At 71.6% G+C, this 19,917-nt stretch carries 17 protein-coding genes; 5 read left to right on the top strand and 12 right to left on the bottom strand.

Going from position 1 to position 19,917, the window contains the following annotated elements; translation table 11 throughout:
- From ASF58_RS23325 to ASF58_RS23310, 4 genes are read right to left on the bottom strand one after another with little or no spacing between them, the layout of a single operon-like run.
- The gene (locus ASF58_RS23325) at nucleotides 1–3,084 is read right to left on the bottom strand and encodes an efflux RND transporter permease subunit (RefSeq protein ID WP_055958398.1); all 3,084 of its coding nucleotides are present in this window, start codon (nucleotides 3,082–3,084) and stop codon (nucleotides 1–3) included.
- A 48-nt stretch (nucleotides 3,085–3,132) separates the two neighbouring features.
- Entirely contained in the window at nucleotides 3,133–4,377 is a 1,245-nt protein-coding gene (locus ASF58_RS23320) for an efflux RND transporter periplasmic adaptor subunit (protein WP_055958395.1), read from the bottom strand.
- A complete protein-coding gene (locus ASF58_RS23315) occupies nucleotides 4,374–5,003 on the bottom strand; it encodes a TetR/AcrR family transcriptional regulator (RefSeq protein WP_055958392.1) in 630 nt (209 codons plus the stop codon). Before ASF58_RS23315 ends, ASF58_RS23320 begins: the two co-directional genes overlap by 4 nt.
- Nucleotides 5,004–5,005: 2 nt before the next feature.
- Nucleotides 5,006–5,239 (bottom strand): hypothetical protein, encoded by a 234-nt coding sequence (locus ASF58_RS23310; protein ID WP_156375854.1) that lies wholly within the window; start codon nucleotides 5,237–5,239, stop codon nucleotides 5,006–5,008.
- Nucleotides 5,240–5,488: 249 nt separating this feature from the next.
- On the opposite strand from ASF58_RS23310, the gene ASF58_RS23305 reads away from it, so the two are divergent.
- From ASF58_RS23305 to ASF58_RS23295, 3 genes are all read left to right on the top strand, one after another.
- Nucleotides 5,489–7,354 carry a glycoside hydrolase family 15 protein gene (locus tag ASF58_RS23305; RefSeq protein ID WP_244477463.1) on the top strand — a complete coding sequence of 622 codons (1,866 nt, stop codon included), beginning with the start codon at nucleotides 5,489–5,491 and terminating at the stop codon, nucleotides 7,352–7,354.
- Between the two features lie 85 nt (nucleotides 7,355–7,439).
- A complete protein-coding gene (locus ASF58_RS23300) occupies nucleotides 7,440–7,655 on the top strand; it encodes a hypothetical protein (RefSeq protein ID WP_055958383.1) in 216 nt (71 codons plus the stop codon).
- A 67-nt stretch (nucleotides 7,656–7,722) separates the two neighbouring features.
- Complete coding sequence (locus tag ASF58_RS23295) at nucleotides 7,723–8,601, top strand: SDR family oxidoreductase (protein ID WP_055958380.1); 879 nt, start codon at nucleotides 7,723–7,725, stop codon at nucleotides 8,599–8,601.
- Between the two features lie 64 nt (nucleotides 8,602–8,665).
- Here ASF58_RS23295 and ASF58_RS23290 read toward each other — a convergent pair whose 3' ends face one another.
- From ASF58_RS23290 to ASF58_RS23280, 3 genes are all read right to left on the bottom strand, one after another.
- Complete coding sequence (locus tag ASF58_RS23290) at nucleotides 8,666–10,216, bottom strand: GMC family oxidoreductase (protein WP_055958376.1); 1,551 nt, start codon at nucleotides 10,214–10,216, stop codon at nucleotides 8,666–8,668.
- The gene (locus tag ASF58_RS23285) at nucleotides 10,213–11,619 is read right to left on the bottom strand and encodes an alpha/beta fold hydrolase (protein WP_055958373.1); all 1,407 of its coding nucleotides are present in this window, start codon (nucleotides 11,617–11,619) and stop codon (nucleotides 10,213–10,215) included. Before ASF58_RS23285 ends, ASF58_RS23290 begins: the two co-directional genes overlap by 4 nt.
- 103 nt (nucleotides 11,620–11,722) lie before the next feature.
- The gene (locus tag ASF58_RS23280; protein ID WP_244477462.1) at nucleotides 11,723–12,211 is read right to left on the bottom strand and encodes a MarR family transcriptional regulator; all 489 of its coding nucleotides are present in this window, start codon (nucleotides 12,209–12,211) and stop codon (nucleotides 11,723–11,725) included.
- Between the two features lie 212 nt (nucleotides 12,212–12,423).
- Here ASF58_RS23280 and ASF58_RS23275 point away from each other — a divergent pair, with 212 nt between their 5' ends.
- Nucleotides 12,424–13,521, top strand: coding sequence for a branched-chain amino acid aminotransferase (locus ASF58_RS23275; RefSeq protein WP_055958370.1), 1,098 nt, complete (start codon nucleotides 12,424–12,426; stop codon nucleotides 13,519–13,521).
- Between the two features lie 16 nt (nucleotides 13,522–13,537).
- Here ASF58_RS23275 and leuD read toward each other — a convergent pair whose 3' ends face one another.
- Both leuD and leuC read right to left on the bottom strand, forming a co-directional pair.
- The gene (gene leuD / locus ASF58_RS23270; RefSeq protein WP_055958367.1) at nucleotides 13,538–14,146 is read right to left on the bottom strand and encodes a 3-isopropylmalate dehydratase small subunit; all 609 of its coding nucleotides are present in this window, start codon (nucleotides 14,144–14,146) and stop codon (nucleotides 13,538–13,540) included.
- A gap of 2 nt (nucleotides 14,147–14,148) precedes the next feature.
- Nucleotides 14,149–15,579: a 3-isopropylmalate dehydratase large subunit gene (gene leuC / locus ASF58_RS23265; protein WP_055958364.1), complete on the bottom strand. Its 1,431-nt coding sequence runs from the start codon at nucleotides 15,577–15,579 to the stop codon at nucleotides 14,149–14,151.
- A 222-nt stretch (nucleotides 15,580–15,801) separates the two neighbouring features.
- Between leuC and ASF58_RS23260 the strand changes: the two genes are divergently transcribed.
- Nucleotides 15,802–16,731 (top strand): LysR family transcriptional regulator, encoded by a 930-nt coding sequence (locus ASF58_RS23260; protein WP_055958362.1) that lies wholly within the window; start codon nucleotides 15,802–15,804, stop codon nucleotides 16,729–16,731.
- A gap of 4 nt (nucleotides 16,732–16,735) precedes the next feature.
- Here the strand turns inward: ASF58_RS23260 and ASF58_RS23255 are convergent, their stop codons facing one another.
- From ASF58_RS23255 to ASF58_RS26585, 3 genes are all read right to left on the bottom strand, one after another.
- Nucleotides 16,736–17,848, bottom strand: a complete 1,113-nt coding sequence (locus ASF58_RS23255) for a hypothetical protein (protein ID WP_055958359.1) — start codon at nucleotides 17,846–17,848, stop codon at nucleotides 16,736–16,738.
- A 145-nt stretch (nucleotides 17,849–17,993) separates the two neighbouring features.
- Nucleotides 17,994–18,998, bottom strand: coding sequence for a glycosyltransferase family 4 protein (locus ASF58_RS23250; protein WP_146056459.1), 1,005 nt, complete (start codon nucleotides 18,996–18,998; stop codon nucleotides 17,994–17,996).
- A gap of 31 nt (nucleotides 18,999–19,029) precedes the next feature.
- On the bottom strand, nucleotides 19,030–19,848 hold the full coding sequence (locus tag ASF58_RS26585; protein ID WP_210166884.1) for a hypothetical protein: 819 nt from the start codon (nucleotides 19,846–19,848) through the stop codon (nucleotides 19,030–19,032).
- Between the last annotated feature and the right edge of the window lie 69 nt (nucleotides 19,849–19,917).

Below are 19,917 nucleotides of genomic sequence, written 5' to 3'. Positions count from 1 at the left end.
TCAGGCGTGCGGGACGGGGAGAGGCGCCTCGTCCGTCGCGCCGACGAAGCGACCCAGGACCCGACCGAGGACGGCGCTGAGGCTGTCCATCAGCAGGAACACCGCCGGCACGAAGACCAGCGAGAGCAGGGTCGAGACGATCAGGCCCGAGATCACCGCCACCGCCATGGGCGCGCGGAACTCGCCGCCGATGCCGAGCGCCATGGCGGAGGGCACCATGCCGGCCGCCATGGCGATGGTCGTCATCACGATGGGGCGGGCGCGCTTGCGGCCCGCATCCACGATGGCAGTGACCCGGTCGACGCCGCGGGCCATCTCCTCCACGGCGAAATCCACCAGCATGATGGCGTTCTTCGTCACCAGCCCCATCAGCATCAGGATGCCGATCACCACGGGCATCGAGATCGGCATGTTCAGGATCAGGAGGCCGAGGATCGCGCCGCCGATGGAGAGCGGCAGCGAGAACAGGATGGTCAGCGGCTGCAGGAACGAGCCGAAAAGCAGCACCAGCACGGCGTAGACCATCATGATCCCGGCGCCCATCGCCATGAGGAAGCCGGAAAACACCTCGCCCATGATCTCGGCGTCGCCCGTCTGACGGATGGTGACGCCCGGCGGCAGGGTCTTGGCCGTGGGCGTCTCCAGCGCCTGGGCGATCAGGGAGCCGAGCGCGTCGGAGCCCTCCATGTTGGCCTCCACGGCCACGCGCACGACGCGGTCGTAGCGCTCGATGGCGCCGGGGCCCTGGTCGAGTTCGATGTCGGCGACGGCCGCGAGGGGCACGGCGGCGCCGTTCTTGGCCGGCACCTTGAGGTTCTCCAGGCGCGAGACCGCGCCGCGGGCGCTCTCGGGAAGCTGCACCCGGATCGGGACCTGGCGGTCGGGCGCGTTGAATTTCGCCAGATTCAGGCCGATGTCGCCGATGGTGCCGACCCGCACGGTCTCGGCGATGGCGTCGGTGGAGACGCCCAGATCGGCGGCCGCCCCCTCTTTAGGCCGGATGCGGACCTCGGTGCGGTTGAGGGGGGCCGTCGACATCACCGAGACGAGGTGGGGGATCGCCGCCATGTCGCGCTGGAGCCGGGCGGCGACCTCCGCGACCACCGCGGCATCGGGGCCGCCGACCACGAGGGCGAGGTCGCGCTGGCCGCCGTCGCGCAGGGTCCAGGAGCGGATGTCGGGTTCCTGGGCGAGCAGGCCGGCGATCTCGGTCTCGATGGCGGCCTGCTTGCGGGCGCGCTGGTTCTTCGGCGTCAGGTTGACGATGAGGGTGGCCAGCCGGGTCTCCTTCTTGCCGCCGGCCTGGCGGCCACCGTCGACGAAGACCGAGACCACCTCGGGCAGGGCCCGGATGCGGGCCACCACCCGGTCCGAGACCGCGACGGTGTCGGGCAGGCGGGCGCCAGGCGCGAGCTCGACCATGAACAGGGTGCGGGCATTGTCCTGCTTCGGCACGAACCCCGAAGGCAGCAGGCCGGTGGAGGCCAGGGAGCCGGCGAACAGCGCGAGGCCGACGATCAGCGTGATGACGCGGTGGCGCACCGACCAGCCGACGAGGCGGCCGTAGGCGCGCATCACCGGTCCCTCGCGCTCTTCGGCATGGCCGTGGTCGCGCAGGAAGTAGGCCGCCAGCATCGGGGTGATGAGGCGCGCCACGAGGAGCGACATGAACACCGAGACTGCGATGGTGAGTCCGAACTGCATGAAGTAGCGGCCCGCGATGCCGCCCATGAAGGAAACGGGCGCGAACACCGCGATCAGGGTCGCCGTGATGGCGATGACGGCGAGCCCGATCTCGTCGGCGCCCTCGATGGCGGCGCGGTAGGGCGATTTACCGAGCCGCATGTGCCGGACGATGTTCTCGATTTCCACGATGGCGTCGTCGACGAGGATGCCGGTGACCAGGGTGATGGCGAGCAGGCTGATCCCGTTGAGGGTGAAGCCCATGGCGTCCATCGCCCAGAAGGTCGGGAAGACCGAGAGCGGCAGGGCGATGGCGGCGATCAGCGTCGCGCGCCAGTCGCGCAGGAACAGAAAGACCACGAGCACGGCGAGCGCCGCCCCCTCGATCAGGGTGTGCATCGCCGAATCGTAGGAGCCGATGGTGGCGGCCACCGAGGAGTCGATGGTCGCGAACTGGATGTCGGGATAGGCGGTCTTGAACTCGGCGATGCGCTTCTCGACGCCGGCCGCGACCTCGGCGTCGCTGGCACCCGAGCCCCGGGAGACCGCGAAGGCGACCACCGGCTCGCCGTTGAAGCGCGCGAAGGTGCGCGGCTCCTCGATGGAATCCTCCAGCGTCGCCAGTTCGTCGAGGCGGACCTTGCGGCCGCCCGGAAGCACGATGGAGGTCGCCTTGAGGTCGCGCAGCGAGCGCGAGGCGGCGAGCGTCCGGATCGACTGCTCGCGCCCGCCGACCTCGCCGCGCCCGCCCGCCATGTCGGCAGAGGTCAGGCGCAGCTGACGGTTCACGTCGGCCGCCGTGATGCCCAGCGCCAGCAGGCGGTCGGGGAGCAGGGTGACGCGCATCTCTCGGGCGACGCCGCCGACGCGCTCGACGCCGCCGACGCCCTTCACGCCCTGGAGCGAGCGGGCGACCTTGTCTTCCACGAACCAGGACAGCTCAGCCGGCGTCATCCCGGGCGACTTCACGCCGTATATCAGGATCGGCAGGCCGGTGATCTCGACGCGCTGGATCACCGGCTCGTCGATGGTGCGGGGCAGGTTGATGCGGATCTTCGAGACCGCGTCCTTGACGTCGTTGACGGCCCGGTCGGTGTTCACCTCGAGGCGGAACTCCACAGTGGTGACCGAGGAGCCCTCCGTGATGGCCGAGGTGATGTGCTTGACCCCGCGCACGCCCGCGATCGAATCCTCGACCCACTTCGTCACCTGGGTCTGCAGCTCGGAGGGTGCGGCGCCCGACTGCGTGATCGTCACCGAGACGATCGGCACGTCGACATTGGGCATCCGCGTCACCGCGAGGCTGCGGAAGCTGACGAGGCCGAGCACGATCAGCACCAGGAACAGCACGAGCGGCGCGATCGGGTGGCGGATCGCCCAGGCGGAGATGTTCAGGCGCATGCGGCGACTCGATGGGGGTTTCGTATCGGGAGACGAGGAGGCACCCGGTCAGGGCGTCCCCGCCTCGGCGGTCTCGCGCGGGGAGGGGGCGGCGGCGACGGCAGGCTCGGGTACGGCCAGCGCCACCGGGCGGACCCGGTCGCCGTCCCGCAGGAAGCTGCCGGCGCGGGCCACCACGCGCTCGCCGTCGGCGAGTCCGGCACGGATCTCGATGTCGTCGTCGTCGGACAGGCCGGTGCGGACCTCGCGGGCCTTGACCACGTCGTCCGCGACCACGAGGACAGAGCTGCGCTTGCCCCCGCCGTAGAGCACGGACGCCTGCGGCACGGTTACGCCGCGGGTGCGGGCGAGCTCGACGGCGCCGCGCGCGAAGGTGCCGATGCGCAGGCGCGGGTCCGGCTCCAGGCGGATGCGGACCTTGCCGAGCCGCGTCGCCTTGTCGACCTCCGGGTAGACGGTGCGGACGCTGCCGGGGATACGGGTGCCGTCGCCGAGGTCGATCCAGGCCGGGGCGTTGTCACGGAGCTGCGGCAGCTTGGTCTCGATGACCTCGCCCTCGAGCTCGATCTCGCCCCGGGCGATCAGGCGGAACAGGGGCTCGGCGGAGGCGGAGGCGGCGAGGCCGACGCGGGCGCTGCGGCGGCTGACGATGCCGGCCTCCGGCGCGCGGATCTCGGTGCGGGCCAAGCGCAGGTTCAGTTCCTCCAGCACGGCCCGGGCCTGGGCGAGGTCCGCCCGGGCGATGCGCAGGCCGTTGCGGGCGAAGGCGCGCTTGCCCTCGGCCTGGCGCAAGGCAGCGGTGCGGCCCTCCATCACGGCCGCGGTGGCGTTGCCGGTCTTCAGGAGCTGCTGGGCGCGTTCGAAGGCGAGGCGCGCCTCGGTCTCGGCGGCCTCCGCCTGCTCAATGCTGCTCTGGGCCTGGGGCACGGCGGCCTCGGCCTTCTCCACCAGGGCCGCCTGCTGGGCGAGCTGGCGGTCGATGAGGTCGCGCGAGAGGCGGGCGAGCACTTGGCCGCGGGCCACCCGGGCGCCTTCCTCCACCAGCACCTCGGTGACCCGGTAGCCCTCGATCTCGGGCGTCACCAGGATCTCGTCACGCGGGACCAGGGTACCGGTGACGACCACCGACTCGACGATCTCGCGCCGCTTGGCTTCGACCACGCTGATCGTCGGCACGAGGCTGGCCTTGCTCGGCTGAGCGGAGGCGGCCGGCGGCTGGGCCGGGCCGGCGAGGGCTGCTGACGCGGGTAGCGCCCAGGCGAGCAGGGCGAGACCGAGGCGGGCGACGGTCATGGGCGGGGTTCCGTGACGGGAAGGGGGGCACGGCCGGCGAGCCCGGCCTCGATCAGGGCCTGGAGCTGCGCCACGGCGAGACTCGTGTCGAAATCGGGCAGGATGGCCCGGCTCAGGACGATCCCCTTCAGCTGGGGCGCGAGCAGGGCGTAGAGGGCGACGGGATCGCAGTCCGGCGCGGTGGCGAGGTCGGCGAAGGTCTCCTCGAACCAGGCCCGGGCTTCCGCCTCGGTCTCCGCCGTCAGGGCGGCGATGGCCGGGTTGCGGGTGCCCTCGGACCAGATTTCCAGGCGCAGCACCGCCGCCTCCCGGGTCAGGGCGCCGAAATACTGCCCGAGCACGCCGAACAGCGCGCTGCGCCGGTCGCCCTCCTGCTGGAGACGCGTCACCAGCTGGGCGCCGCTGATGCGCTCGCGCTCGACGAGGCCGAGGACCAGCGCCTCCTTGGAGCGGAAGTAGTGGTAGAAATTGCCCGCCGTCATGCCGGCCTCGCGGGCGAGATCCTGCATCGTGGTGCGGTGGAACCCGTTGCGCACGAAGCAGGCGCAGGCGGCGTCGAGGATCTGTTCCCGGCGCGCGGTCTGGCTGGCGCGGGCGTCGATGAGGGTGCCGACCGGCGAGGCCATGGTCAGGAGACCCGTCCGTCCGCCGAGGGCGCGACCACCCGGCAGGCGGCGACCGAGGCGTCCGCATCGGCGCAGAGGCGAGCCTGCCAGCCCACCGCGCCGTTTCCGGTCCAGGCGATGAGCGCGGCCCAGCCGAGCACCAGCACGGCCCCGAGCAGAAGGTGCTCCGGTGCGACGAACGCCCGCGCCTTGCCCACCAGCGCCTGAAACGGGAAATCTTCGTGCGTCCGCTGCATCGCATCCTCCACCCGACCCCATCGTTGTATTGAATGTTCATTCACTGGTCAATGAGCGTTCATTCTGGGGGTGCGGGAGAACACGGTCATGCGGCCTCAGGGACACGACCGGCCTCAATCCTCGAGCCGCCGTGTCAACGTGAAGCAAGCCGGGGCCGGAACGGCGGAGCGCCGCGCGGGTTCGAGCAGACCCCCGCGGAGGATCCCGGTCGGCCCGGTTCGGACAGAGGCGACGCGCAGGGATTGCCCGTGGCGCCACGCCCGGCCCCGGCCGGACTCGTCCGCTCACCATCCGAGGTCGCCCGCGCCGTGCTGAAGCCTTTTCCCCGCGAGGGCGGTGCCGTCGCCCGCACCGACGGATTCCTCCCGATCGAGGGCTACGCCGCCATCGGCGAGGGTCGCTCGGTCGCGCTCTCGGGCGCCGACGGATCCATCGACTGGTGGTGCTGTCCCAATCTCGATTCACCGCCGCTGTTCGACCGCCTGCTCAGCCCGGAGGAGGGCGGCTACTTCGCGATCACGCCGGAGGAGCCCTTCACCGCCGAGATCGGCTATCGCGGCGGCAGCAACGTCCACGAGACCGTCTTCACCACGAAGACCGGGCGGGCGCGACTGACCGAGAGCCTGAACAGCGGCCCGGCTGGGCGCCTGCCCTGGGCGGAACTGGCTCGCCGGATCGAAGGCCTGGAGGGGCACGTGCGCTTCCGGGTCTCTCTGGTCTTCGGCACGCGGGGCGACACGGCCGCGCCCTATCTCTCGGGCAACAGCAACGGCACCGCCTTCCACGTGGCCGGCATGATGGGCCTGTTCCGCACCAGCGACGGCATCCGGATCGAGACGGAGAACGACCATGCCATCTCGGGCTTCGTCGAGGTGCGCGCGGGCCAGCGCGAGGTCGTCGCCATCGTGGCGGCCGAGAACCAGCCCCTGGTGGTGGCATCGATCGACGAGATCGACGGGCGCATCGACGTATCCTGTCAGGAATGGCGCGACTGGACCGAGCGTCTCGCCTATCGGGGTCGCTATGCCGAGCAGGTCGAGCGCAGCGCCCTGGCGCTGAAGCTGCTGCTCTACTCGCCCACCGGCGCCATCGCGGCGGCGGCCACGAGCTCCCTGCCCGAGGGCATCGGCGGCTCCAAGAACTACGATTATCGCTACGCCTGGATCCGCGATGCCGGCTACGTCATCAAGGCTTTCCTGCGTTTGGGCGCCCAGGCCGAAGCCAACGCGGCCCTGTCCTGGCTGATGCGCCACATCGGCGAGCACGGGGCGCAGGTGCTCTACACCCTCGACGGCGGCTGCGTACCCGGCGAGCGGGACATCGACCTGCCGGGCTATCGCGGCTCGCGCCCTGTGCGCACCGGCAACGCCGCCACGAGCCAGCACCAGCACGGCATCTACGGCGACATCTTCGAGACCGCCGAGCGCTTCGTCGCCGACGGGAACATGCTCGACCTGCGCACCGGGGCGCTGCTCGCCCAGCTCGCCGACCAATGCGCCGAATCCTGGAAGCTCAAGGATGCGGGCATCTGGGAGTTGCCGGAGGCCGAACACTACACCGGCTCGAAGATCAGCTGCTGGCAGGCATTGGCCCGGGCGGTGGAACTCGCGGATGGCGGCCACCTGCCGGGCAATTGCCGCGAGCGCTGGGCCCGGGCCCGCGACCGCGTGGCGGAGTGGATCGACGGGAACTGCTGGTCGGAGGCGCAGCAATCCTACGTCATGTATCCGGGCACGGAGAAGCTCGACGCCTCGATGGCGCTGGCCGTGCGCTTCCGCTTCGGCAACCCCGAGCGGCTCGCAGCCACCTGCCGGGCCATCGACCGGGAGCTCGGACGCGGCCCCTACCACTACCGTTACACCGGCGCCGAGGTGGAGGAGGGCTGCTTCCTGGCCTGCACTTTCTGGCTGGTCGAGGCCAAGGCCCTGCTCGGGGAGACGGCGGAGGCGCAAGCAGCGTTCGAGGCCCTGGTGAAGGCCCTCGACAGGAATTCCGGCACCTACTCGGAGATGGCCGACCCCGCCAGCGGCACCTATCTCGGCAACCTGCCCCAGGGCCTGACCCACCTCGCCCTCATCCAGGCTGCCGCCACCCTGTCGGGCCTCAGCCTGTGAGGCTGCGGCATTCGGCGGGAGCATTGGTCGCAGATCCGACCCCCATCCTGCCGCGTTGCCGGGGACCACGACAGGAGACGGCAGCATGGCCAAGACCACGGATAAGACCACGGATAAGACCTCGGACGTGACGACCTACACCCTCAAGCAGGCCCTGGCCGCCCGCGTTGACGATCACGTGGAGATCGCGGTCGAGGCGGAGGACGGTACCCGGTTCAAGATCCGGGCGACCGCAGACCAGCTCGACGCCCTCACGGGCGACCTCGAGACCATTCTCGAGGCCGACGACGCGGACGCCTGATCGTCCCGGGGCCCGCCGCCAGGCGGGCCCTTTCTCTGGAAGACAGCCCTGGAAGGCCGAGACGCCGATGACCATCGATCCCCGTGACGCCGGCCCGCGGCCGCCCTTTCCCGGCGACCAGCAGCAGGAGCGGCCGGGCCTGACCTCGCGGATGCGTCCGGCTCCCGACCACGGCGAGACGAGCTACGTCGGAAAGGGACTTCTGACCGACCGGGTCGCCCTGGTGACCGGCGGCGATTCCGGCATCGGCCGGGCCGTGGCCATCGCGTATGCCCGCGAGGGCGCCGACGTGGCGATCGCTTACCTGCCGGTCGAGCAGTCCGATGCCGAGGACACCGCCGAATGGGTGCGCAGGGCGGGCCGGCGCGTCCTGCTCCTGCCCGGCGACCTGCGGGACACGGCCTACTGCCGCGACCTCGTCGCCCGCACCGTCGCCGAACTCGGCGGCCTCGACATCCTCGTGAACAACGCAGCCGCACAGGTGGTCAACGAGGACCTTGACGACGTGACGCCGGAGGATCTCGAGGGATCGTTCCGCGCGAACGTCTTCGCGATGCTCTACCTCGCCCAGGCCGCCGTGCCGCACATGAAGCCGGGCTCGGCCATCGTGAACTCCACGAGCCAGCAGGCCAAGGTCGCCGACAAGACCATGCTGGTCTACGCCGCGACCAAGGGCGCCATCGCGAGCCTGACCATCGGCCTGTCCAACCTGCTGGCGCCCAAGGGCATCCGGGTGAACTGCGTCGCTCCGGGCCCGGTCTGGACCCCGATTCAGCCCATCGTGAAGAGCCCCGAGCAGATCGCGTCCCTCGGTGCCGACACGCCCCTCGGCCGTGCCGGTCAACCGGCCGAACTCGCCCCCGCCTACGTGCTCCTCGCCTCGCGCGAGGGCAGCTACATGACGGGCGCGCTGGTGCCGGTGACGGGCGGTACGCCGATGTACTGATGAACCCGACGCTCGTGGCCGTGGCGGTGTCCTCGCACCATCGCCGCCGAGGCATGCCGATCGCTTAGCGCCCCTCTTTCAGGAACGCCTCGGCGCTGCGCAGGCTCAGGGCCATGATGGTCAGCGCGGGGTTGGCGGCGAGCGAGCTCGGGAAGGTGGAGCCGTCGCAGACCCAGAGGTTGGGGACCTCGAACGTGCGGCCGAAGGGATCCACGACCGCCGTGTCGCCGTCCCGGCCCATGCGGCAGGTGCCGATAGTGTGCGCGACGCGCTCCAGGGTCCAGAGGTCCGTCGCCCCCGCCGCCTCCCAGACGCGGTTCAGGAAGCGGGTCGCGTGGGCGTTGAGCCGCTCCTCGTTCCGGCTGTAGCCGAAGCTGATCGCGGCCTTGCGCATACCCAGCGCATCGACCTCGTCGGACAGGGTCAGCACGTTGGCGTCGCAGGGCAGCGTCTCGCCGTTGATGCCGATGCCGGCCATGTGATTGTAGCGGGCGAGCTGGTCGGCCAGCGCGCGTCCCCAGAGCTTGCGGCCCCGCGCCACGGAATTGGCGAAGGTGAGGGGCACGACGCCAAGGCTCTGCACGAGGTAACCGCCAGCGAAGTCCGCGTCGGCCGGGCGGATCATGTCCTCGGTGATGAGCGAGGACGGATAGCCCTTGTTCATCCGCATCTCGGGCTCGAAGGTGCCCCAGACCTGGGTGGCGACGTGGCCCATGTAGTTGCGCCCGACCTGTCCGCTGCCGTTGGCCAAATCGAGATGCAGCAGGAGGCGCGCGGATTCCACCGAGCCGGCGCAGAGGAAGACGTTGCGACAGGGCTGACGATGGTCGACGCCGCCCTGGCGGTAGATCACCGCCGTCACCCGGCCGTCCTTGGCGCGCTCGATGCCGTGGACCCGCGCCTCGGCCCGAATCTCGGCGCCATAATGGACGGCGAGCGGCAGGTAGGTCACGTCCATGCTGGTTTTCGCGCCGGTGCGGCAGCCCTGGTGGCAGTAGCCGCAATTGATGCAGCCGGGCCGGGTCGGGCCGTGCTCCTGTGCGAAGGCGCGCGAAACCACGGCCGCCGGCGCATCGGCGTAGCGCACACCAAGGGCCGTACAGGCGCTCGCCATCGCCTGGGCCGGGGCGTTGCGGGCGACGGGGCTGAGCGGATAGGCGCGCGACGCGTCCCACGGATAGGCGGCGGGGCCGGAGACGCCGATGAAGGCCTCGACACGCTCGTAGAACGGCAGCAGCTCGGCGTAGTCCAGGGGCCAGTCGACGCCCTCGCCGGTCTCGGTCTGGAGGCGCAGGTCGCGGGCGTCGGCCCGAGGCGTGAAGGCGCCCCAGTGCAGGGTTGAGCCACCGACGCCGGTGCCGCTGTTGTTGCCGCCGAAGGCCTCGGGCGTCGAGCCCCCGCTGATCCGCTCCTCGGTCCAGTAGATCTCGTCGGCCAGGGTCTCGTCGAAGGCGAATCCCTTCGGGTCGAAGTTCGGCCCCGCTTCCAGGGCCACGCAGGAGAGGCCGGCCTGGGCGAGGCGCGCCAGCAGGGGCGCGCCGCCGGCGCCGGTGCCGATCACCACCGCATCGACGGTCTCGGAGGTTGCGTGGCGACGCATCGCATCGAGATTCATCGGACAGTCTCCAGGGGGGCGTTCGGTTCCCAGGCCTCGCGCTGGCCGATGCCGACCTCGTGGAAGCCGGGCAGGGGTTCGGTGTCGCCGCCGGCGCCGATGCCGCTGAAGTTCATGCGGGCCAGGGCGACGGGGTGGGCGAGATAGGTGCGGGCCACGTCCGCGCGCAGGTCCTCGAACCAGCAGCCCATCTGCTCCGCGTCGAGGTCACCGGAGACCGCACCGGTCTCCAGGCTTCCCAGCAGCGCGTCCTGCGCCTCGGCCTCGAGGGCAACGAAGGGCGCGCCGTGGGCGGCGCGGGCGGCAGCGTCCAGGGTCTTCAGGGCGCGTCGGTAGGCCTCCGGATCTGGGGGGAGCCGGGCGAAGCGCCAGCCATCCCCCGCTCCGCTCGCCAGCCGCGCATCGATGCGGGCGGCAAAGTCGATGGTCCCGCCGCTCTCCTGCGGCAGCACCCGGGCGCAGGCGGCCCGCAGGATGGCGAGGCCGACCGGATCGAGGGCCCGAGGCTGGTAGGCCGGGTCGTCGGGCTCTGCACGCTGCCGCAGGGCCGCGCGCAGGCGGGCATTGACCCGATCGGATCGGATCAGGGCCGCGTAGGCGTCCGGGAGCGCGAGCGCCTCGGCTGTGGCTGAGACCGCTCCGGCCGCAAGGCTCCGCACCGCCTCGGCCACCGCCTCCGGGCGCTCCAGGGGGATGAGGTGCCCCGTCTCCGCCAGGGACACGAGGCGGTGATGGGCGAGATGCGGCGCCGTCAGCGCGGCCTGGGCCGCCGGGCCGAGATCGGCATCCTCAGCCCCCGCCAGGAGGACCGCCGGGCTGCGCAGCACGCCGATGCGTGCGCACCAGTCTTCCCGGCTGCCCCCGGTCAGCCAGCGTTTCCAGGCGTCGGGGCTGGCACGCAGGACATCCGCCACCGTCCGTGCCATCCGGTCCGGGTCGAGGGGCCGGGCGATGTTCGCGGCAACGAAGGCCTCGGCCTCCCGCTGCCGGGTTTCGGGATCGGCATCGATCCAGGCGATCATGGCGGCGCGCCTGTCCTCGCCCATGGGCTCGGGGGAGGGCGGCGAACCCGCCATGAGCACGAGGCCGGTCAGACCGTAGAGACCCGGCGCACCATCCTCCGCCTGGCGAGCGACCACGAGGGCGACCTTGGCACCCATGCTGTTGCCGGCCAGCATCCACCGGCCCGGCGCGTCGGCGCGGATCCGGGCGGCCACGCCGTCCGCCATGGCGGCCACATCCCGGCCTGAACCGGCGCCGTCCGCGCCGAAGCCCGGCAGGTCGAGGGCGACGCAGGACACCGCGTCCGCAAGGTGTTGCGCGACCGTCGCGAAAGTCCCGGCACTGCCGCCGAGATAGTGGAGGCAATATAAGACCGGCTGATCGGATGATTTGATAGACATTGCCGGGAAAGAGCGCGCGGCGGCGTCCGTTCAAGTCATCGGGGACGCGGCGTTCGGCAGCAGCCCGGCCGGGGAACGAACGCCCGCAGCGGTTGCACGTCCGTCAGCGGGTCGCGGAGGCCTGCAGAACCGCGAAGACGCGCAGGCTCGCTTCCAGGTCGGCGGTGCTGACCTCGGCGAAGACTTCGGCGCGCAGGCGGGCGAGATCGGCCTCCATATGGGCGACCACGGCCGTGCCGGCCGGCGTCAGGCTGAGCACCTTGGCCCGGCGGTCCGTGGGATCTTCGCGGCGGACCGCGAGGCCGGCTTCGCAGAGCTGGTCGAGGAGACGCACCAACGACGGTCCCTCGATGCCGACGGCCTCGGCCAGGGCGTTCTGCCGCGGCGCACCGTCGAGACGGGCGATCATGATCAGCGGCACGGCGGTTGCATCCGAGAGGCCGTGCGCCTCCATCACGGCGTTGGCGGCGCGGCGCCAGTGGCGCCCCGTCAGCAGCAGGGTGTGCGTGTAGGCGAGGCGGAGCTGGTCCAGGCTGCGGGAGGGCGGCGGATTGACCGGCGCCGGCTCCGCGGACGGTTTTGGAGGCGACACGCACCAGGCTCCTGTGACACCGACCGGTGGATGATCCGGTTCTCTTTTCGTTTGCGTATTATTAGGATGCAAGCCGTTTGATCGCAAGCGGACATCGTCGTATCAGGACACCAGCCCACGTCTCGTCGTCCGGATGCGCCCGGCGGCCCGCGCCGTGGCGGGCGCTGCACCGGCCCTTGATTGATCCGACGAGACGTAAGTAAGGACTGACGATGAGCGCCCCCGACGACCTCTCCTTCACCACGCAGCCGCATGCCTCGCCCGTCTCACCGGAGCGCCGGGCCGAGCTCCTCGTCGATCCCGGCTTCGGGCGGGTGTTCACCGACCACATGGTGACGATCCGCTACGTCGAGGGACGCGGCTGGCACGATGCCCGCGTCGAGGCGCGCGCGCCGATCGCCCTCGATCCGGCGGCTGCGGTGCTGCACTACGCCCAGGAGATCTTCGAGGGGCTGAAGGCCTACCGCACGGCCGATGGCGGTGCCGCCCTGTTCCGGCCGGAGGCCAACGCCCTGCGCTTCCGTCGCTCGGCCGAGCGCCTGGCCATGCCGCCGCTCCCCGACGCCGCCTTCGTCGAATCGGTCAAGCAGCTCGTCAGCGCCGACCGCGACTGGATTCCGTCGAGCGAGGGCGGCAGCCTGTACCTGCGCCCCTTCATGATCGCCAGCGAGGTGTTCCTCGGGGTCAAGCCGTCCTCCGAATACCTCTACCTCGTCATCGCCTCGGCAGTGGGCGCCTACTTCAAGGGCGGTTCCGAGACCGTGACGGTCTGGGTTTCGCGGGACCAGACCCGCGCGGCGCCCGGCGGCACCGGTGCGGCCAAGTGCGGCGGCAACTACGCCGCCAGCCTGCGCGCCCAGGCGGCGGCCGTGGAGCATGGCTGCGCCCAGGTGGTCTTCCTCGACGCGGTCGAACGCCGCTGGGTCGAGGAACTCGGTGGCATGAACATCTTCTTCGTCTTCGACGACGGCTCGATGGTCACCCCGCCCCTGAGCGACACCATCCTGTCGGGCATCACCCGCGACTCGATCCTGACCCTGGCCCGGGCGGACGGCATCTCGGTCGCCGAGCGGCCCTATTCCATCGACGACTGGAAGGCGGACGCCGCCAGCGGACGCCTGCGCGAGGTCTTCGCCTGCGGCACCGCCGCGGTCATCACGCCGGTCGGGACCGTGCGCAGCGCCGACGGGGAGTTCTCGGTCTCGGACAACGTCGCCGGGCCGGTGACGAAGCGCCTGCGCTCGGCCCTCGTGGACATCCAGCGCGGCAACGCCCCCGATCCCCACGGCTGGGTCACGCGGGTGTATTGAGCGGTCGTCGCCCGGCTCAGGCGAGCCAGGGCTGGGCCGCGAGGTGCCGAACCTGGAACGCCCGGATCGCCTCCGCGTGGTCGAGGGTGGCCCCGATCGCGTCGAGGCCCCGGACGAGGTGATCCTTGCGCCGGGCCGGGATGTCGAAGCGCTGCACCGCGCCGTCCGCGGTGGCGATGGTCTGGGCCGGCAGGTCGATCGTCATGCGATTGCGGACGGGGTCGGCCGCCAGGGCCGCCAGGTCCGCGACAGGCTCGGGCGAAAGCTCGATCAGCAGCAGACCGTTATTGGCGGCGTTGTCGGCGAAGATGCCGGCGAAGCTGGTGCCGATGACCGCGCGGATGCCACCCTGGAGCAGGCCCCAGACCGCATGCTCGCGCGACGAGCCGCAGCCGAAATTCGGGCCGACCACGAGGATGCACGCCCCCTGCCAGGCGGGTCGGTTGAGGACGAAGTCCGGGCGCGGCTGGCCGGGGCCGACGTAGCGCAGGTCGTGGAAGGTGGCCGCGCCCAGGCCGGCGCGGTCGATCCCCTTCAGGAACTGCTTGGGCATGATGACGTCGGTATCGATGTTGGCTCCGGGCAGGCCGGCGGCCGGACCCGCGACGATCGTGAACGGCTGCATGGTCAGGTCTCCGGCGCGAGGCGGCGGCTGTCGGTGAGGTGGCCCGCGATGGCCGCGGCTGCCACCATGGCGGGGCTCATCAGGTGGGTGCGCCCGCCCGCGCCCTGGCGGCCCTCGAAGTTGCGGTTGGTGCTGGAGGCGCAGCGCTCGCCCGGCGCCAGCACGTCGTCGTTCATGGCCAGGCACATCGAGCAGCCGGATTGGCGCCACTCGAACCCGGCATCGCGGAAGACCCGGTCGAGCCCCTCGGCCTCGGCGGCCCGGCGCACGCTGGAGGAGCCTGGAACCACCATGGCCTGGACCCCGTGTGCGACCCGCCGGCCGCGCACGAGGGCGGCGGCCTCACGCAGGTCGGAGAGCCGGGCGTTGGTGCAGGAGCCGATGAAGGCGCGCTGGATCGGGATGGCCGCGAGGGGCGTGCCCGGCACCAGGTCCATGTAGGCCAATGCCCGGACCATGTCCCGCCGCCGGGCCGGATCGGGCTCGGCCGCCGGATCGGGCACACAGCCGTTGACCGGGCCGGCCTGGTCCGGGCTGGTCCCCCAGGTGACCATCGGCTCGATCGCGGACGCGTCGAGGGCGACCTCGCGGTCGAACACGGCCCCGTCGTCGCTGCGCAGGGTCCGCCAATGGGCCGCGGCGGCCTCCCAGAGGGCGCCCTTCGGCGCGCGGGGCTTGTCCACCAAGTAGTCCAGCACGGTCTGATCGGGGGCCATGACGACGCCGCGGGCGCCACACTCGACGGCCATGTTGCAGATCGTCATGCGCCCCTCGACGGACAGGGCTGCGACGGCGGGGCCGGCGAACTCGACGGCGTAGCCCGTCGCCCCGTCGGCGCCGATCCGGCGGATCAGGGCCATGACCACGTCCTTGGCGGTGACGCCCGGCGCCAGGGCGCCCGAGACCGTGACCCGCAGGGTCTTCATCCGCCGGTACACCAGGGTTTGGGTGGCGAGGTAGTGCTCGATGTCCGAGGTGCCGATGCCGAAGCCGAGGGCGCCCAGCGCCCCGTAGGTGGTGGTGTGGCTGTCGCCTGCCGCCACGATCATGCCCGGCAGGACGAAGCCTTGCTCGGGGGCGACCACGTGCTCGATGCCCTGGAGGGGGTGCAGCACGTCGAGGAGTTCGATCCCGAAATCCCGGCAGTTCTCGTCGAAATACGCGACCTGCCGCGCTCCGCCCGGATCGGGCATGGCGGCGACGCGCTGGGCCGCCGTGGGATTGACGTGATCGACCACCGCCAGGGCGGCCTCCGGTCGCCAGACCCGACGCCCGGCGGCGCGCAGGCCGCTGAAGGCCTGCGGGCTGGTGTACTCGTTGAGCACGGTGCGATCGACGTAGAGCAAGACGCTGGCCCCGGGGCCCTCGGCCGCGTCGAGGCGGCGCACGGTGTGAGCGTCCACCAGCTTGTCGTAGAGGGTGCGGGCCTGCATCGATCGGCTCTCTGGCTCAGGCGGGACTTGGGCGTGGGACTTGGGCGTGGGACTTGGGCGTGGGACTTGGGCTCAAGCGGGACTGAACCCGATCCGACCCTGCGAGGCCAATGCCGATGCGGCATCGGGTGATGCCGGGCTCCCCGGCCGGTTGACCCTGGGGCGGCCCGCTCGCAATCTGCCACCCTCGACGATCCCAGACCTCTCGAGAGCACCGACGCGATGGACTCCGCCTGGCTGGAGGATTTCCTGGCCCTGGTCGACGGCGGCCACTTCTCCCGGGCCGCCGAGCAGCGCGGCATCACCCAGCCGGCCTTCAGCCGCCGGGTCCGGGCCCTGGAAGACTGGGTCGGCGGCCCGCTCTTCGACCGCGAGAGCCAGCCCGTGACCCTGACCCCCGCGGGCATCCGCTTCCGCCCGGTGGCGGAGGAGACCCTGCGCCGGCTCTACCAGGGACGCGAGGCCGCCCGCGAGGCCGGACGCGCCGCCGCCGAGACCCTGCGCTTCGCCTCGACCCAGGCCCTGTCGCTGACCTTCTTCCCGCGCTGGCTGCAGGCCCTCGAGGCGCGCGAATCGTTCAGTGCCACCGTCCATCTGACGGCGGCACACATGGCCGCCTGCGAGCAGGTGATGCTGCGCGGCGAGGCGCAGTTCCTGCTCTGCCACCACCACCCGGCGGCAGCGAGCTTCCTGATGTCGGATCAGTTCCACAACCTGCCGGTCGGCGCGGACCGGCTGCTGCCCGTGAGCGCGCCGGAGGCCGGAGGAACGGCGCCGCTGTTCTCCCTGTCGGCGCCCTCGGACACCCCGGTTCCCCTCCTGAGCTTCAGCGGTGAATCCGGGATCGGGCGCATCCTCGCCGCCACCCGGGCGGTCGAGGAGAGCGGCGCACGGCTCAGCCCGAGCTTCACCTCGCATCTCGCCTCGGTGCTGGTGGCCATGGCCCGGGCGGGCCGGGGTCTCGCCTGGGCGCCGATGAGCCTGGTGGCCGACGACCTCGCCCGCGGCACCCTGGTACGGGCGGCGCCGGCGGAGCGGGACGTCGCCATCGAGATCCGGCTCTACCGGGCTCGAGCCCGCCAGAGCCCGCCGGCCGAGCGCCTCTGGGCGGCGTTGGCGCGCGGGCCCGGCCCGGCCGAGGGGACGGTGTGAGGGATCAGGGCAGCGCGGCGCGCTTGCGCAGGATCATGTCGCCCCGGAACAGGAACTTCTGGGCACGCTTGCCGGTGTCGACCTCGGTGGTGAAGACGTTGCCGTGGCTGTCCACCGCGAGGTTGTGGACCCAGTGGAAGTCGCCCGCCATCCGGCCGTTGCGGCCGAAGGCGCCGAGCACCTCGCCGGTCTCGCGGCTCAGGGTGCGGACCTCGTTGTTGGCCCCGTCCGCGTTGAGGAGATAGCTCTGCTCGGCGTCGGGCCAGAGCACCAGCTCCCAGACGGAGCCGTTGGCCCGGGTGTTCTTCTCGACGAAGAACTCCTTCACGAAGGTGCCGTCGCGGCGGAAGACCTGGACCCGGTCGTTGGTGCGGTCGCAGACGTAGACAAGACCGTCGCGGGCAATCTGCACGCAGTGGACGGGATTGCGGAACTGCTGGGCCGGGGCCGCCGCCGGGTCGTAGGCCGGCAGGGTCTCGTCCGTGGGCGGCTTGCCGTAGGCACCCCACATCCGCTTGAACGCCCCCGTCTCGGCATCGAACACGATGACCCGGTGGTTGAAGTAGCCGTCGGCGACGTAGAGCTCGTTGGTTTCGGGATCGACCTGCATCGCGGCCGGCTTGCCGAGCCGGGTGGTGTCGAGGCTGTTGGTCTGCGGGCCCTGCTTGCCGATCTGCAGGACGAACTTGCCCTCGGCCGTGAACTTGAGGATCTGCCCGTCGGTGTCGCCGTTTCCGGCGAGCCAGACGAAGCCCTTGTGATCGATGTGGATGCCGTGCTCGTTCTGCGGCCAGTCGTAGCCCTCGCCGGGACCGCCCCAGCTTCGGATCAGGGTGCCGGCCTGGTCGAACACCAGCACGGGGGGCGCGGGACGGCAGCACTTGGTACGCGGCGGCGACAGGCTCGCGGCCTTCTCGTCGTCGGTGAGGGTGCGCGGGCGCTGCACCACCCAGATGTTGTCCTGCCCGTCGACGGCGACGCCCGAGGCCTGCCCCATGATCCACTGGTTGGGCAGCGGTTTCGGCCAGGCCGGATCGACCTGGAAGGTCAGTGGATCCGCATACGACACAGTCGCCCACGCGACCGTGAGCGCGGCCAGACCAAGCCGAAGCCTCATGCTTTCCTCCCGATGTCGTCCGGCCTTGGCGACCGGCTCTTGATGATCGGTTCTTGAACACAGTATTCGCGCCCGGCGGGGAGGCGTCCAGTCGCGGCGGAGCGGAGGCGTGTCGCCGACCCGGATCTGTCACCCGGTCGGGGCGTCAGGCGCCCTCGCGGGACGGCCCCCGGAGGATCGCCTCCCAGAGGATTGCCGCCCGCTCCCAGGTCAGGGCTCGGCGCTGCAGGAGCGCCCCGGCGCTGAGCTCCGACCAGAGGTCGTCCTGGGTGGCGAGGCTCACGATGGCCTCGGCGAAGGCCGCATCCGTCCCGGCGATCCAGCCGTTCACGCCGTGCTGCACCCGCTCGGCGAGGGCGCCGATGCCGGCGGTCACCACCGGTAGCCCCATGGCCTGGGCCTCTGCCGCGGCGAGGCAGAAGGTCTCGTCGGGGGAGCCGGGGCAGACCATGGCCCGCGCAGTGCCGTAGAACGCCGCCAGGGCGGCGGCCCCACGGCGAGGATGGAACACCACCGGTCCGCGATCGTCGGGCGAGTCGGGCTGTTCGGATCCGAAGACGTGGAGCTTCGCGCCCGAGGCGATCAAGGGTGCGGCGCCGCGCCAGAGCCGCAGCATCCGGTCCAGGCCGCGCTGGGGCTGGGAGGCGTAGACGAAGTCCCGGCTCCGGCCCCGCGTCGGCTCGGGCGTCAGGAACACGGGCGAGACGCCGTGCGGGACGACGTGCCGGCGCCGGAAGGGGTAGAGCGGCGACATGATCCGCGCCGCGAGGGTGCCGACGAAGACGGCCTCGGGCCGCAGGGACAGGAAAGGCAGGAGGTAGCCCTTCCGCACGGACTTCTCGACGTTCAGCGGATTGTGGACCCAGACGATGCCGCGCCGGCCCGGATGGGCCCGGAGCGGGCGGGGATCGTTGCTGGTGACCACCGCGTCGGCCTCGCAGCCCGCCGCCTCGCCGAGCGGGATGTTGCGGACCCCGTCCCGCTCGACCGTCCCGCTCCGGCGCGTGGCCAGGGTCACCGCCCAGCCCCGTCGGGCCAGGGCGCGGGACAGGGCGATGTTCGTGCTCTCGATCCCGCCGAGGCCGATCTCGGGCGGCGTGTCGAGGCCGAAGGCCACCGGCGTCGCGCAGATGAACAGGACCCGACGCATCGACATCTCCAGGGATCGCGTGTCCGGCCGGTCAGAGGCCGAGGCTCCGGGCCTGCTGGCCGAGCCAGGAGGCGGGCGGCGGGGGAGCGTCCCGGCCGATCGACCAGAGCTTGCCGCGCCAGGCATGCACCGAGACCGTCTCGGGCCCGATGAGCGCGCGGGCCGCCCGGTCGTCCGCCTCTGCCAGGAGGTGGGCGTCGTCGTCGCCGAGGGGATAGAACACCTCCCGCGCCTGGGCATGGCCCTCCAGGCGGAGCTTGCGCACGAAGTAGGTGAGGGCGCGCGGGCCGATCGCCAGGCGCTCCGGGTGGAACGGGATGCGCTTGCCGATCAGCAGTTCGAGGCGGCGCTTGACCCGGATGTGTCCGGTCGCCCAGGGCGCTCGGATCGGCACCGTCGAGATCGCGTCCCAGTAGCGGGTGACGAGCTCGGATTCCGGGGGAGCCGACAGGATCGCGTTGTTGAGGCGGCTCGCGTTGAGCCAGCCGAAGACGTACGCGGCCGCGCCGGCGGGCGTTTCGAGGGGGCGCTGGAAGACGCAGTCGAGGTCCGACCAGATGCCCTTGCCGTCGCGGATCAGGCTCAGCCGCAGGTAGTCGGCGTAGAAGGCGAGGACCCCGCGGCTGCGATAGAGATCCGCCATGAAGTTCGGCCCGATCCCCTCGCGGGCATCGATTACCGTGCCGGGCAGGCCCTGCGCGCGCAGGGCGGCGACATCATGCGCGTAGATGTGGAGCGGGTGCCCCGCCGCGACGATCGAGGCCGCGCTGAGCCGTTCGAGCCAGGTCACCGGCCCTTCCCAGTAGGTGACGATGGTCCTGGGTGGCGTTCGCTCGGGCGCAACGGGCATGGCCGCGGATCGACTCATTCCCTCTCACGCCCCTCCGTCTCGCCGCCGCGCGGTCTCGGTTCCTGGGGG

Origin of the sequence: Methylobacterium sp. Leaf125 (assembly GCF_001423085.1) — a bacterium.
GTDB lineage: Bacteria > Pseudomonadota > Alphaproteobacteria > Rhizobiales > Beijerinckiaceae > Methylobacterium.
The sequence above is the reverse complement of the archived record's forward strand: the minus strand, read 5'-3'. Positions and strand labels throughout refer to the sequence as shown.